The 14,410-nt window shown below is 41.4% G+C and carries 9 protein-coding genes; all 9 read right to left on the bottom strand.

All coding sequences use genetic code 11. From position 1 onward, the window contains the following. Nucleotides 1–14: 14 nt before the first annotated feature. The gene (locus tag KKC46_09130; protein MBU1053978.1) at nt 15–962 is read right to left on the bottom strand and encodes a 4Fe-4S ferredoxin; all 948 of its coding nucleotides are present in this window, start codon (nt 960–962) and stop codon (nt 15–17) included. Between the two features lies 1 nt (nt 963). Next, a complete protein-coding gene (locus KKC46_09125) occupies nt 964–1,392 on the bottom strand; it encodes a hydrogenase iron-sulfur subunit (protein MBU1053977.1) in 429 nt (142 codons plus the stop codon). Nucleotides 1,393–1,434: 42 nt separating this feature from the next. Further along, nucleotides 1,435–4,698 (bottom strand): FAD-dependent oxidoreductase, encoded by a 3,264-nt coding sequence (locus tag KKC46_09120; protein MBU1053976.1) that lies wholly within the window; start codon nt 4,696–4,698, stop codon nt 1,435–1,437. 19 nt (nt 4,699–4,717) lie between these two features. Further along, entirely contained in the window at nt 4,718–6,619 is a 1,902-nt protein-coding gene (locus KKC46_09115) for a 4Fe-4S binding protein (protein MBU1053975.1), read from the bottom strand. Between the two features lie 22 nt (nt 6,620–6,641). Next, nucleotides 6,642–7,136: an NADH-quinone oxidoreductase subunit NuoE gene (gene nuoE, locus KKC46_09110; protein ID MBU1053974.1), complete on the bottom strand. Its 495-nt coding sequence runs from the start codon at nt 7,134–7,136 to the stop codon at nt 6,642–6,644. A 24-nt stretch (nt 7,137–7,160) separates the two neighbouring features. After that, nucleotides 7,161–7,547 (bottom strand): FAD-dependent oxidoreductase, encoded by a 387-nt coding sequence (locus KKC46_09105; protein MBU1053973.1) that lies wholly within the window; start codon nt 7,545–7,547, stop codon nt 7,161–7,163. A gap of 422 nt (nt 7,548–7,969) precedes the next feature. Beyond that, nucleotides 7,970–9,001 (bottom strand): response regulator, encoded by a 1,032-nt coding sequence (locus tag KKC46_09100; GenBank protein ID MBU1053972.1) that lies wholly within the window; start codon nt 8,999–9,001, stop codon nt 7,970–7,972. Nucleotides 9,002–9,486: 485 nt separating this feature from the next. Beyond that, entirely contained in the window at nt 9,487–12,189 is a 2,703-nt protein-coding gene (locus KKC46_09095; GenBank protein ID MBU1053971.1) for a response regulator, read from the bottom strand. Nucleotides 12,190–12,440: 251 nt separating this feature from the next. Next, entirely contained in the window at nt 12,441–13,850 is a 1,410-nt protein-coding gene (locus KKC46_09090; protein MBU1053970.1) for a CHASE domain-containing protein, read from the bottom strand. Between the last annotated feature and the right edge of the window lie 560 nt (nt 13,851–14,410).

Genomic DNA, 14,410 nt, shown 5'->3' with positions numbered 1-14,410 from the left:
CATAATTACTTCAATTATTTTATGAAATCTTCCGGATCATCCGGCTTGAATGTATCAAGCGAAGGCCGTACATCTTGGGAAATGCCTGCTTCCCAACCAAACATCTCAAAGCAATCCTTTTCAAGTTTTTTGGTAAATGCCCGAACATTAATGCCAACCGGGCAAGCTCTCTCGCACGATCCACAATCCGTACATCTACCGGCACAATGATAAGCCCTTAAAAAATGAAACGTTCTTATATCGGTTTCATCCTGACTTTTACCAACCCACTGGGGATTCGATTCATCAACAAAACAAGTGGGGCAGTAGCACAAAGGGCAGGCATTTCTGCATGCATAGCATCGAAGGCATCCGGATAAGATATTTTCGAAATGCTCCCACTTTTGTGCAGGTTGCATAGCCTCAATTTCCCTGACATCAGCATATCTGTCCACATCTTTTTGCTCTTCCATAAGAGGCGCAGCAAGCTCGTCATACATAACAGGATTTCTGTGGATGCAAATAGAACAGTTATCCTGCATAACTTCGGATTTACTTAATTCTTTTTCAAATCCTTCGCCTTTTACAATTATCGCATCACCTTTGTCAGTAACTTCTTTAATTTCAGTATCAAACATAGCCGATATTTTACGGCGATCAATCATACCCTTACAGGGAACGCCTATAATTACCAAATTTTCCCGTTTGATTTTATTTTCAATTATATGGGTTACGATATTTCTTGAATCACACCCCTTGGCAATTATGCCTATTTTTTCTTTTCTGTCGGTAAGATAATTGGCAAGGTTTATTCCGCAGTTGCTGTCCCAAAAGAGTTTAGATACTTCATCTGAGCTTTTTACAAAACATGGCTCATTCATCATAGGCACTGATCCTTTCTTAAAGCCTATGATCATATCCACCTTACCTTCTTCCAACAGCTGTTTAGATATTTCTTTTATCTTATCAATATATCCTAACATATTAAGCTACCTTAGCTGTTTTCTTAAAATTATTATTAGGCCCAATGGCCTTTACTGTCTCCGTAACATCCTTTACCACATCAACAAACTTTGTTGACTCGGCAGAGGAAACCCAGGAAAAATTCAACCTTCCTGGCTCAACACCCATATGTTCCATAAGGTTTTTAAAGAGACCAAATTTTCTCCGTGCGTAATAATTACCTTCCAGGTAATGGCATTCGCCGGGATGTCACCCGGACACCCAGACCCCATCAGCCCCCTGTCTTAAGGCTGAGAGGAAGAACTTTGGACTCATACGACCGGTACATGGTATCCTTATGACCCTGATATTGGGAGGATACTCCATCCGGCCTACCCCGGCCAGATCTGCAGCTCCATAACTGCACCAGTTACATAAAAAACTGATTATTTTGGGTTCAAACTCAGACATATTGATCTCCTCATACATTTCATATCTGAAATTTTAATTTATTTAAACGGCTTGATTTAACGCAAATATCTGCGCAAATATCTGATCATTATCAAACCCTTTCAACCGGATAGCACCTGAACGGCACGATGCTACACATAATCCGCATCCTTTACAAAGAACAGGATTGATTTGTGCTTTACCCGGGAAGAATCTGGCTGTTTCCTCAATAAAAGAGGGAGCCGAATATGGGCAAATTGAAACACAAACCCCGCAACTGCTGCATGACATGGGCATAACTTCTGCTATAGTGCCGCTTGTCTGAATAATCTCTCGTGCAAGCAGAGTCACTGCTCGTGATGCCGCAGCTTTTCCCTGAACAATGCACTCATCAATTGGTTTAGGATAATGAGCCATTCCGCATAAAAACACACCATCGGTTGCAAACTCGGAAGGCCCCAGTTTTGCGTGACGCTCTACAAAAAAACCATCGGCATTCATCGGAACTTTAAAAAAATTGGCAATTTTTTCATCACGGTTCGGAATAATTGCAGTTGCAAGTGTAACAAGCTCGGTTTCCAGTTCAAGCGGACGCCCAAGAATGTGATCCGTAATCTGAACAACCATTTTCCCTTTATCAATAAACACCTTTGGCTTGTCATCAACGGAAAAACGAACAAAAATAATTCCTTTTTCACGCGCTTCTTTATAAAGATATTCACGCTCTCCGTAAGTCCTGACATCTCTATAAAGCACATATATATTCATATCCGGATTTCTTCGCTTCAACTCCAGGGCATTATCAACTGAATGCGTACAGCAAACTCTGGAGCAATAGGGACGATCCGGTTCTCTTGACCCTACGCACTGAATAAAAACTGCTGATTTCATCCCGTTAAGCATCGGGTCGTTATTGATTAACTTACTATCTAATTCCAGACTGGTTAATATACGTGGATCTTTACCGTATTCATATTCAGTCGGTTCTAATGGATGAGCACCTGTTGCAATTACAGCAACACCGTGTTCAATTAATTCTTCTTTATTATTGGACTTAACAGTACTTTTAAAACTCCCGACAAATCCATCAACCTTTGTCAAATCGGCATTCAGATGAACGCTGATCTTTTTGTTATTTTCTATTTCCTTAATAAGCTTGGGAAGTATTTCCTGAATCTTTTCGCCCTTGGCTGTCTGATAAAGGTTTCTGGCCTGGCCCCCAAGTTGACCGCTTTTTTCAATCAGGTGTGTTTCATAACCCTGCTGAGCCAGATTTTGTGCCGCAGCCATACCGGAAATACCACCACCTATAACCATTGCGGTAGGTTTGATTTGAAGATCCGATTCTTTGAGCGGTTGTGTAAGAGCAACTTTTGCAACAGCTGAACGTACAAGATCTTTAGCCTTTTGCGTTGCTTTTTCAGGAGATGTTTTGTGAACCCAGGAATCATGGTTCCGTATATTAGCCATCTCAAACAGATACTTGTTTAAGCCTGCATTGATCAGAGTTTCCTGAAACAAGGGTTCATGAGTTTTAGGGGTACAGGCTGCAACAACAATTCTATTGAGATTTTTTTGCTTAATTATACTTACCAGATTGTCCTGCGTATCCTGCGAGCATGAATACAGGTTATCGGTTGCAAATTCCACAAAAGGAAGAGTTGCCGCATATTCCGCAACAGACGGCACATTAACAACACCAGCAATATTTATTCCGCATCTGCATACAAATACTCCGATACGGGGTCTCTCACCGGTTACGTTTATTTCAGGCACAATCTCTTTTATTTTGGTAAGAGTATTTCTTGCCGTACTCAGATCCGCTCCTGCCACTGCCGCAGCAGCACTGGCATCAATAACCGACTGTGGAATATCTTTCGGACCCTGAAATGCTCCGCACACATAAATACCTTTTTTTGATGTGCTTACCGGCTCAAAAGAAGTCGTATTGCAGAAATTGCCTTTGGTCAGATCAAGGCCCAGCTTGTTTGCCAACTCCTTTGTTTCTTCTGAAATTTCAAGGCCTACAGATAATACTATCTGATCGAAAGTCTCTACAATTGTCTCTCCGTTTTCCGAAATGTATCGAATACTTAAATCATCTGTTCCGGGAACCGGATCAATTGTATGAACTCTGCTTCGGATAAAGCGGACTCCGTGCTTATCTTTCGCGTTATTGTAAAAACGCTCAAATTCCTTGCCATGCGTACGCATATCCATATAAAAAATTGCGCAATCCAGATCACTTCCGGAATGTTCTTTTGCAATCACAGCTTCCTTTATTGCATACATGCAACACACCGATGAGCAATAGGAATGATCGCATTTATTCATATCACGAGAACCCACGCACTGAAACCAAGCTATTTTCTTAGGTTCTTTGTGGTCTGAAAGCCTTACTAAATGGCCACCGGTAGGACCTGATGCGGAAAGTATCCGCTCCATTTCCATAGAAGTTATAACATTCGGATGTTTGGCATAGCCATAGGAATCGAATTTTGAGGGATCAAACGGTGTAAAACCGGGTGTCAGAATAATCGCTCCTACATCCAGTTCAACAACTTCATCCTCCATAGTGTGATCTATGGCATTTACACCGCAAAATTCCGTACACACCTGGCAGCCACCGGTTTTAAAATGCATACACACACTGCGGTCAATAGCAGGTGTATTTGGAACTGCCTGAGCATATGGAACATAAACAGGCTTTCGCCCTTTAAGTCCCATATCGTATTCTGAAGGAATAGGCTTAAAATTATTGACACTAACATTTTGCCGAATTTTCTCCAGAGTAATATGACCTGTAGGACAAACAGAAGCACAAGCTCCGCAGGATAAACAGGCTTCAGTCTGAATATGGAATGGAGTATCCACCTTCATATCCACACCACGGCCGGTCAGGCTTATAGCATTGTTTCCCATTTTGGCGCAAATTCGTGTACATAGACCGCAAAGTATACAAGTATCTTCTTCTTTTTTAAATCTTGTTTCAGATACACCGTATTGTTCACCCAATTTTTTCAATATAGGAACATCCGGGCAACGTGCCATAAGAAGTTCAACTATAAGCTTTCGTCCCTTATGTACGGCTTCAGAATCAGTGTTAACCTCCATCCCTTCCCATATAGGATAATTACAGGAAGTAACAAACCTGCTTCTGCGGCCATCAAAAACTTCTACTGTGCAAATCCGGCACATGCCTGCCGGTTCAAGGGCCTTGTGATGGCAAAGGGTTGGGATTTCCACTCCATATTTCTGGGCAACCTGAAGAATATATTGTCCTTCTTCTCCCTGAACAGTTTTACCATTAAGTTTAAATGTTATCATAAATCAATACCCCTTATAATTAACGAATCACAATTGCATCAAATTTGCAGGCATCATAGCAAATTCCGCATTTAATGCACTTGGCCTGGTCAAGTGTATGAGGCTGCTTTTTCTCACCGGTAATTGCATCCTGTGGACATTTTTTAGCACAGGAACGGCAACCGGTACAGGCTTCTGCATCAATTTCATAATGGAAAAGCGGCTTACATACACCGGCAGGGCATTTTTTATGCTTTATATGTGCTTCGTATTCATCACGAAAATATAAAATAGTTGTAAGAACCGGGTTGGGTGCTGAAGTTCCAAGCCCGCAAAGAGAAAATTTCTGTATCATATCACCCAGCTCTTCAAGCAACTCGAGATCGCCGTCCTTGCCGTTTCCCTGGCAGATATCTGTCAGGATATCCAGCATCTGTTTGATGCCTTCCCGGCACGGATTGCATTGGCCACAGGATTCTTCTTTAAGAAAATCAAGAAAATATCGAGCTACATCCACCATGCATGTATCCTGATCCATAACGATCATTCCACCTGATCCCATGATGGATCCAACTTCAGCCAGTTTCTGATAGTCCACTGGCAAATCAATAAGATTTTCAGGAATACAACCACCGGACGGCCCACCAGTTTGAACGGCCTTGAATATTTTCTTCTTAGGTACTCCTCCGCCAATGCTGAAAACGATATCTTTAAGATTGATTCCCATAGGGACTTCAACAAGTCCGGTATTTTTGATTTTGCCAACCAAACTAAAAACCTTGGTTCCCTTGCTGTGCTCAGTTCCCATACCTGCAAACCAAGGTGCTCCCTTCAATACTATCGGAGGCACATTAGCATAAGTCTCAACATTATTCAGATTGGAGGGACTTTCTCTGAACCCTTTTTCAACCGTATGCACATATTTTGCGCGTGGACGCCCCACCAGTCCTTCCAGTGAAGACATCAAAGCGGTAGATTCTCCACAAACGAAAGCCCCCGCTCCTCTGGATATTTTCAGATTAAAACAAAAACCGGTACCGGCTATGTTATCACCAAGAAGTCCAATGGCTTCCGCCTGTTTAATAGCAGTAATCAGGCGGCTTACGGCAAGTGGATATTCATTTCGAACATAAAAAAATCCGCTCCTTGAACCTATGGCCAGAGCAGCGATCAACATACCTTCCAAAACGCTATGGGGGTCACCTTCCAGAATACTTCTGTCCATATAAGCACCCGGATCTCCTTCGTCTGCGTTACAAATGATATGTCTGTCTCCATGATGTTTGGCACAGGTTTCCCATTTAATTCCGGTAGGAAAACCTCCTCCACCTCTTCCTCTAAGCCCCGATTCTTTTACGGTTTTGATAATATCGGCAGGCTTTGACTGAGTCAGGGCATTAATAAAGGCATAATAGCCTCTTTTTGCGATGTATTCTTCGATTGAATCAGGATCAATATAACCGCAGTTACGGATAGCGATCTTAGTTTGCTGGCTGTAAAAAGGAATATCTTCCAGGAAGGGAATGTCTTCCAAAGGCTCAATGCCGGCCTGCGGATTTTGCATATCATCTTCCAGAAGGCTCCGTGGATCTCTAACCTGACCCAGTATCCATTTACTATTATATTCGCCTTTCATATATCCGGAGATAGCTTCAATGATCTTATCTTCCGTCATATGATGGTACATAATTCTTGGTTTATCTTTACTTATAATTTCAACCAACGGCTCCATTTCACAAAAACCGATACATCCGGTTTGAGAAATAGTTACACCGGGATTTCCGGAAAATTCCTGAGATGCTTTGTCATAGGAAGTCTGAGCACCTGCTGCGATTCCGCAGGATGCCATTCCTATATTCACCTTTATACCTTCAGGAGAATAAAGCCCGTTTAAGTATTTCTGGCGTATTTTATCTAAGTCTTTTATAGACATGATTTTCATGGTTTTTGCCTCTTAGTAACATTTATTCATAGCGGCTTAGTATCGGTTTGACTTCGTCCGGTGTAATACGGCCATGCATGTCTTCATTAATTTTAATGACCGGCCCCAGACTACAACATCCGATACATCGCACGGACTCTAATGTAAATCGCTTATCCTCAGTAGTTTGACCATCAGTAATATTTAACGTGCTGGTAAGGCCCTCTCTGATTCGTTCACCACCTCTGACATGACAGGCTGTCCCCAGACATATAGAAATAATATTACGACCTCTTGGTTTGAGGCTGAACGTGCTGTAAAAAGTTGCAACCCCATAGATATGACTTAATGGGATTCCAATTTTTACTGCAAGATAGGATATAGCTGCAGTAGGAAGATAATTATAAACTTTTTGAATGCCCTGAAGTATCATAATCAGGTTTTCTTTATCAGTATTATAATCCTCTCCAATAATTCTATCTAGATCTCTGTAATCAATATCACATGATTCTTCATTTATAGACGGATTCATTTCCATTTCTCCAAAAAACTATCGTTATTGCTACGCAGTGATGACTTGCTGTGTAACGGGACAGTTTTCAACACATGCACCACAGCCAGTACACAAATCCCTACTAATGCTGCGTGCGCGTTTTTTGACTTTTACTTTAAAATTGCCCGGTTTTCCATCAACAGATTCCAGATCTGCATATGTAATTAATTCGATATTAAGGTGCCGGCCGACCTCGACCAGTACAGGTGAGATAATTCACATAGCGCAGTCATTGGTCGGAAATGTCTTATCCAGTTGAGACATAACTCCACCAATAGACGGGGATTTTTCAAGAAGATATACATAATAACCGGAATTGGCCAAATCCAGCGCTGACTGCATCCCTGCAATACCGCCACCAACAACCAGTACGGAACCAAGTACGCTTTGAGACATTGTTGATTCTCCTGATAAAAATTTAAAGGCAAATTAGCTGCCCCATTGCAAAACAAAGTACATTTACTTTATAAAAAAGTAATTAAATTTGATATAGGGAGAATATATTAATGTCAATATTTTTATTTGATTAAATTATATGTATTTTGATGTTGTTTCATAAACCGTAATTAGAATAAATATTTATTAAAACAAGTATGTTATCAACATTATTGGTATTTAAACAGGCCATCGACAGGCAAAAGGATTACAAAATCCCGGCAAGATGGGGACAAAAACTGCTTGAAACTTATAGAATTTGTCAAAATAATCTTATGATTCAAGTTGTAATAGTATGGTTGAGTGGGTATGCGAATTGCAGAAAATTGACAAGAGGCTTCGAGAAAGCACCCAACATAGATATTCTGTGTGGCAATAATACTTTAAGTATATTTGAAGCTAAAATTCTTTTTTGTAAATATTTTATCACAGGTTTCTACAATATCCGCTTCATATAAAATACCTTTGTTTTTTCTAATCTCTTCCAAAGCTATATCTATACCAAGTCCGGGGCGATAAGGCCGGTGCGAGGCCATAGCCTCAACAACATCGGCTACTACCAGGATACGCGACTCAGGCATAATTTCATCTGCTTTCAGACCATTAGGATACCCGGAGCCATCCATTCTTTCATGGTGTTGTAATACCATCGTTTTAATCGGCCATTCGAAATCGATTCCCTTTAGAATATCATAGCCCACCTGGGGATGGGTTTTGATTATAGCAAATTCAATATCATTGAGCTTACCTGGTTTAGTAAGAATTTCAGATGGCACGGAAATTTTACCAAGATCGTGAATCATTCCGCCCATAAGAATTCCTTTCACCCGCTCCGCAGTGAAACCCATCTCTTGAGCAATAGCACATGCAAGTTCGGCTACTCTGCGTTGATGGCCTGCCGTATAAGGGTCTTTTGATTCTACTGTATGTGCAATAACCTGAATTACTCCTTCAAGAGTATCCTGAAGTTTTGCAGTACGAGCAGCCACAAGTTCCTCCAGTTTTTCCCTGTAGATTTGTTTTTCCATTTCCAGCTTTTGCCTTTTAAGAGCACTGGAAACATTTATTATCACTTCGCTTGGCTTGAAAGGTTTGACAATATAACCATAGGCGCCTAACTCCAGGGCCTTTTCAGCAACTTCCGGATCATCCACTCCACTCACCACAATAACAGCGATTTCAGGATACTCGGAGATAACATATGTGATAAGATCCATTCCCGACTCTCCTGGCAAACGGATATCACATAGGATGAGATCAAAACTCTCCTCCTTCAATATTTTGCGGGCTTCTTCCCCACTGGCTGCATGTGCACAGTCCCGTTTAATCAATTTTATGATTCGCTCCATAGTGCGACGAACGGATGCCTCATCATCCACTATAAGAATTTTTTTCAGGCCTGCTTTCTCATCCATATCTGATTCCTTTCGTAGTTTCTGCTCCATAAATTGCACATAAACCGATTATATTATATTTCAGAAATATTTGAAAGTAAGTTCTTCTCACACTCCGGATTATTTCAAATGGCTCTTGAATCCCTTCCTCATAAATTACCTCAGAAATGATAATCCAAATAACAAGCATCAAATAACAAAATAATTCCAAACAGCAAATATTGAAATTCCAAATTCCAAGCACCAAATAACAATTAAATTCCAAATTCCAAAAATCAATGACTGTAACTATTTGGTTTTTTACAATATTATTATTTTTGGCAATTTTTTAACAAAAAGCCGTACAGCTTTAGCGAATTGAAGAATTCTTTCCTCAAGATCAAATACTGATTTGTGATTTGTGATTTGTATTTTATTATTTGTGATTTGTTTTTTTGTGTTTTCTTCCTTCAACATTCATTATTCATTATTCAATTTTTATTATTCATTATTCAATTTACTTTCCTTTAGAGCCTGTCCAGTACCTCCCTCACTTTTTTTGCCAGACTATCAGGTGTGAAAGGCTTCTGGAGAAAGGGAATCCCTGCATCAAGTACTCCACTATGAACAATGCCGCTGTCCGTATAACCCGACATATAAAGTACCTTCAAATCCCTGCGCAAATCCCGAGCCTGGGCGGCCAGGACTTCTCCACCCATCTCAGGCATTATAATATCGGTCAACAGCAGATGAATTATTTTTTCTTGCTTCCTTAAGATACGCAGGGCTTTTTGACCATCCGGAGCGCTTATGACTTGATAGCCAAAACTTTTCAGAGCCTTAAAAGCTACATTTCTGACCATCTCATCATCTTCAACCAACAGGACAGTCTCGGAACCATGAAGTACTTCTTCCCTTACCTCCCCTTCTTTGAGGGATAGAGGAGCTTTTTCACAACTGGGAAGATAAATCTTGAAGGTAGTTCCTTTCCCCGGCTCACTGTAAACCCATATGTAGCCGTTGCTCTGCTTTACAATGCCATATGCCGTAGACAGCCCAAGCCCCGTTCCCTTGCTCTTATCCTTGGTAGTAAAAAAGGGTTCGAAAATATGAGGCTGTAACTCCCTTGCAATTCCAATCCCTGAGTCGCTCACGGCCAGCATAACGTAAAAACCTGGTATCATCGCGTGCGCATCGGTATATTCTTCATCCAGCTCAATGTTTTTTGTCTCGATGGTGAGATTACCGCCCTTCGGCATGGCGTCCCTGGCATTAACGCAAAGGTTCATGATCACCTGTTCAATCTGCCCCACATCGGCATTTGTATGTTCAAGATCCTGGGCCAGGTCTATTCTTAGCTTAATATTCTCACCAATGATGCGGCTAAGCATACTTCCCATTTCATTTACAATCTCGTTGAGATTGATCACTTCAGGTTGAAGAATCTGCTTCCGGCTGAAGGCCAGGAGTTGATTGGTTAAACCTGATGCCCTTTGTCCTGCATCTTTGATCTCTTCAACCATTTCATGCTCTGGATGATCTTTTCCTATGCCAATAAGAGCCAATTCGGCATTTCCGATAATAGTAGTCAAAAGATTATTAAAATCATGGGCAATACCAGCAGAAAGCCTGCCGATATCCTCCAGCTTCTGGGACTGGCGGAGCTGCTCCTGTAAGTTTTTACTCTCTGTAATGTCTGTATGAACTGAGATAAGAACTTTCCCATATTTTGAATGATCGAACACAGAAGCATTTGCATAACACCAAAAATTCGATCCATCTTTCCTGATATTTTTCACTTCGCCATGCCAGCAACCCTTTTCATGTAAAATTGCCATAATATTATTTTTGGCAACCTCTTCAGAATTATTTTCTGCGGGCGCATTTACAATTGAAACATGCTTTCCGAGCATTTCTCCTTGTTTATAGCCGAACATTTTTTCAAATATCGAATTCGTATATACAATAATACCATCTTCCATCCTGATAAGATAGACTGCTTCAGCCAAATTCGTCATGATTTCACTTTGAAACCGCAGTTCCTCCTCCGCCTGCTTGCGCTCGGTTATATCGAAAATATAATGAACAAACAGATCCTCTGAGAGCGGTTCCCATATACCTTCGTACCATGTTCCTCTGAACTCGACTTCGATCTTTTGTGATTTCCCGGTCGCCCACAGTTTGGGTGCGAGACAGAAAGGGCAGTCATCGTCTCGCATAGCGCATGTCTTGAAGCATGTCTGGCCCGGAACAGCCCCGATCTCACGGGCGTGTCTATTTGAAGCTACGATTTCACGGGTGTTTTTCTTGAGGATCAATGCAATACAACCTGGAATATTATCAAGCAAAGCAGTTCGCATCTGGAATTCCCTCTCCATATTTTCTTCCGCCCTCTTGCGCTCGGTGATGTCGTTGAATGTAACAATAAGAATATCTGAGAGGAATGTAGCATAGAGTTCACAAATTCGTTCAGAGCCATCAACACAGGTAACCCGGTATTCACCTGCGTTGACAGTCTGGCGCGATTCACGGGCAATTTCTAAAAAAGGTTTCCATCGTTCAATCACTTCACGGCGGTAATCGGGGTCAGGGTAAGCAATCTGATACCACTCCGATGTTATGGGCGCGGTATGCCCAAAAAGGGTAAGGGCAGTGCTACTCCAGAAATGAATTTTATCATCATGCAAGTCAACAACTGCAATTGGAAATGGAGTAGCATTGAGAATGGTACGCAATTTTTGTTCGCTCTCCCGCAGTGCTTCTTCCACACTCTTGCGCTCGGTTATTTCTTTTAAAAGTTGCGCATTTTTGCTTTTCAGATTCAATTGCAACCGGTTAATTGATAGATGGATTTTTACTCTTGCAAGCACTTCTGCCGAATAAAATGGTTTATTAATATAATCAACCGCGCCTGCTTGAAACCCTTTGTTTTTTGAACGTTGATCCTCCAAGGCACTAATAAAAATAACCGGAATAGAACTCGTTTTTTCATCTGCTTTGAGCTTCCTACACACTTCCAAACCATCCATACCGGGCATCTTGATATCCAGCAAAATGAGCGTCGGCGGTTTGTCTTTCGCGCTGCGTAACGCTGTCTCACCATCACTGTTTGTGCGAACTTTGTAGTCGGCATTGCGCAAAATATCGGATAACAATTTCAAATTGAATTCCGCGTTATCGACAATAAGGATTTCATCACGGGCTGTTAAATCGGGCTCAGTGATATTCATCTGATCTCCTTTGACTTATTATTTCACCCCCACCCTAACCCTCCCCCATCAATGGGGAGGGAATTTAAAATCGACATTAATTATATTATTTCCATTATCACCGGATCGGTGGAATCTATCCGGGTCCTCCACCTGATGTGGAGGGTTTAAATCGATACTAACTGGAAAGTTCTCTCCACAAAATCATATATAGGTTTACTATCTGTCATTAGTGATTTGTCATTTGTTTGTTCTTTGTCATTTGTCTTTTGTTATTTGTCATCATAAACATCAATATCCTGAAAATACTTTCTCTCACATTCCGGGCAAATACCATGAGAAAATTCAGCGCCGGAATGATCTCTGATGTAGGATTCGATCTGATTCCAATAACCTTTATCATCTCTTATTTTTTTACAGTGAGCACAGATAGGGAGCAACCCGCTTAATAGCTTTACCTTTTGCAGGTTCTCCTGAAGGTCTGAAATCAATTTTTCTTTTTCTTTTTCCGCCCTCTTGCGCTCCATGATTTCATTTCTTAACCCCAGATTCGCCTTTTCCAGGTCCAATGTTGTATCAGCCAGAGCGATGGCCTGACTGCGCGACTTGGTCAAAGACAAGACCATGCCAAATAACAGCAGGCTGATGGTGATGCCAAGCAATAAGATGTAGTTCATGGAGCCAGTTTCGATGTTTTCTTCAAAATGTTTTGAGGAAACGAAAGATAACAGCCAACGATGGCCGGCATATTCCAGGAATTGGTTAGTGGCAAAATGGTGACCTTTATGGTAGTAGTGAGATTTTTCCACGGTATCGCTGCGATATAGCAGGTTTTCTTTAAGCGGCGTATCACCATCAAAAATCTGAAGGTTAACGTACCCCTCCTTTTCGACCAGAATACCCTTCATGAAATCATTCATCCGAAAAGGGCTGTAAACATATCCTGTTAAAGCCTTACGTCTCTGTTCCTGGGTTTCGAGCAGTACTCCTTTGTGGTAAATCGCCAGGTAAATGAGAAATCCCGCCTGCATGTCCTTAATCGTTTCCTGGACCAGAGTAACCTTGCCGCTCAAGGCCGCTACTCCGGTGTCACGAGCCTTGATCATGGCTTCTCTACGGGTGGGTTCGGAGAACATGTCATAGCCAAAAGCCCGCTGATTTCGCCAATCAAAGGGTTCCAAGTAGATGATCGTGGTGTATTCCGGTCGCTGTCCAGCAGGTTCGATCGTGTATTGAGGGAAACCCTCGCCGCGAATCTGACGAAGGTGAGCCGCCATTTCAGAAGGAAGAATTCGTTTGGAAAAGCCAACCCCTTGAATTCCCGGATAATATTGATTAATTTGCAACTTCGTTACATAGGTCCGCCAATCCTCCCGAGTAACTTCGTCTGAAGTCGCAAAAAGCCCGCTCCCTCCTCGAAGCAAAAATTCATAGGCCTGGAGGCGCTCGTAAATGCCTGTTTCTATTGTCTTGACCCGAAAATCAAAACGCGCTTGAGCCCTTTTGGTCACTTCCCCCCTGGCGAAATGCCAAGCATTGAAAGTGATCAGTAAAGCCGCCGACAGAACAATCCAGGCGCCCCATCTGCCCATAAAGCCAAGAAAGTGAAAAGTCGAAAAGGAACCGGACGTCCGAGTAAAAATGTGACCAGACAGGTCCGGTGTATTCTTATCCTGCATCATTGGCTCTCCTTTTTTCAATCCATAATTCGTACTCAACTGATTTTCTTTTACCCCGGCCAGGATGGCTCTACCTCAACTTCTTCACCCATAAGCACTTCATGCAAAACTTTGCTCAATGATTGTGTTTCAAACGGTTTGGGCATTATACTACTAATGAAATCCCAAATTCTAAGCACCAAATAACAATTAAATTTCAAATTCCAAAAATCAATGACCGAAACTATTTGGTTTTTTCCAATATTATTATTTCTGGCAATGTTTTAACAAAAAGACGGACAACTTCAGCGAATTAATAATTTCTCTCCTCAAGATCATATACTGGTTTGTGATTTAGCATTTGTGATTTGTGATTTTTTTGTTATTTGTCATTCTCCCTTAACAAAAAAGGTACCGCTCATCAAATTCCCCCTTAACAAAGAGAACACCACTTAAATTCCCCCTTAGCAAAGGGGGCCAGGGGGTTGTTTGCCATAAGCACTAAGTAAATTTATTAAGTGTATCTTTAAAATAACGAATATAGAATTTCGAACAAGGAATTCCGAATTACGAATATTTTTTAT

Source organism: Pseudomonadota bacterium, from assembly GCA_018817425.1.
Lineage (GTDB): Bacteria > Desulfobacterota > Desulfobacteria > Desulfobacterales > RPRI01 > RPRI01.
This window is presented reverse-complemented; position numbering and strand designations above follow the sequence as displayed.

Coding starts and splice junctions, on each gene's coding strand:
- KKC46_09130 (MBU1053978.1), bottom strand. CDS start 962: ATGTTAGGATATATTGATAAGATAAAAGAAATATCTAAACAGCTGTTG.
- nuoE (MBU1053974.1), bottom strand. CDS start 7,136: ATGGAAATGAATCCGTCTATAAATGAAGAATCATGTGATATTGATTAC.
- KKC46_09115 (MBU1053975.1), bottom strand. CDS start 6,619: ATGAAAATCATGTCTATAAAAGACTTAGATAAAATACGCCAGAAATAC.
- KKC46_09100 (MBU1053972.1), bottom strand. CDS start 9,001: ATGGATGAGAAAGCAGGCCTGAAAAAAATTCTTATAGTGGATGATGAG.
- KKC46_09120 (MBU1053976.1), bottom strand. CDS start 4,698: ATGATAACATTTAAACTTAATGGTAAAACTGTTCAGGGAGAAGAAGGA.
- KKC46_09095 (MBU1053971.1), bottom strand. CDS start 12,189: ATGAATATCACTGAGCCCGATTTAACAGCCCGTGATGAAATCCTTATT.
- KKC46_09090 (MBU1053970.1), bottom strand. CDS start 13,850: ATGATGCAGGATAAGAATACACCGGACCTGTCTGGTCACATTTTTACT.